Annotated in this window: 1 protein-coding gene; it reads right to left on the bottom strand. The window is 72.3% G+C overall.

What is annotated here, in order from left to right; translation table 11 throughout:
* Positions 1-77: 77 nt before the first annotated feature.
* Positions 78-887 carry a trehalose-phosphatase gene (gene otsB, locus SSBG_RS16300; protein ID WP_008747193.1) on the bottom strand — a complete coding sequence of 270 codons (810 nt, stop codon included), beginning with the start codon at positions 885-887 and terminating at the stop codon, positions 78-80.
* Positions 888-1,025: the final 138 nt, after the last annotated feature.

The following is a 1,025-nucleotide window of genomic DNA, read 5'->3' as shown; positions in this document are numbered from 1 at the left end:
GCCGGTGGTTCATGGAGCAGCTGGAGGCGCTGGGCGGGGCGTAGGGCCGCCGGGGCCGCACCCCGCCCGGGGCCGGGTCAGGACAGGGTGTCGGCCAGCGCGGAGAGGAAGGCGACGACCTCTTCCGGTCCGCCCGGGAGCGGGAGGTCGGCGCGGACGGTGAGTTCGGGGACCTCGGTGCCGGAGGCGAGGAGGAGGCCGGGCCGGCCGGGGCGGCCGGCCTCGACGGCGGCGTAGGCGGCGAGGTCGCCGAGGTCGTCGCCCGCGTAGAGGACCGAGGTGGCGCCGACCTCGGCGAGGTGGGCCGTGAGGGCCTTGCCCTTGTCCACGCCGGGCGGGCGCAACTCCAGGACCATGCGGCCCGGTTCCACGATGAGGCCGTGGCGTCCGGCGAGCGCGGTGAGCGGGGCGAGCAGGGCGTCGAACGCGCCCTGCGGGTCCGCGGCGCGGCGCGTGTGCACGGCGACGGCCTGGCCCTTGTCCTCGGTCCACAGCCCGGGGAAGTCACCGTTCGCGGCCAGGACGGCGGGGAGTTCCTCGCGTGCGGCGGCCAGGCCCGGGGGCGGGGGCGGGGCGGTGAGTTCGCCGCTCGCGGCCTCCCAGCGCTCGGCGCCGTAGAGGCCGAGGACGACGAGGTGTTCGAGCCCCGGGACGTGCGCGAAGCCGCCGTGGTGAACGGCGGTCTCGGCGGGGCGCCCGGTGATCACGGCGAGGGAGCGGACGTGCGGCGCGAGCCGGGCGAGCGCGTCGACGGCGCCGGGGCGGGCGCGCGCGGCGTCGGGGTCCGGGACGATGTCGGCGAGCGTGCCGTCGAAGTCGAGGGCCACGCCGCCCCTCTCGGGCCGGTCGAGCAGGGCCCGCTGCCCCGCCCGCCCGGCCTCGGTCACGGTTTTCGGTGTACGGTGGAAATTGTAGTAGTTCTAGTTAGGGGTTTGTTGTCTTGTTTCGGATTCTTTTTTTTCCGTCGGGTCCTCCTCTGTATTTTTTTTTTTTTTTTTTTTTTTTTTTTTTTTTTTTTTTTTTTT

The sequence above is a fragment of the Streptomyces sp. SPB074 genome (genome assembly GCF_000154905.1).
In the GTDB taxonomy this organism is placed as follows: Bacteria; Actinomycetota; Actinomycetes; order Streptomycetales; family Streptomycetaceae; genus Streptomyces.
Note: the sequence above shows the minus strand (reverse complement) of the source record. Positions and strands in the feature narration are given on the sequence as shown.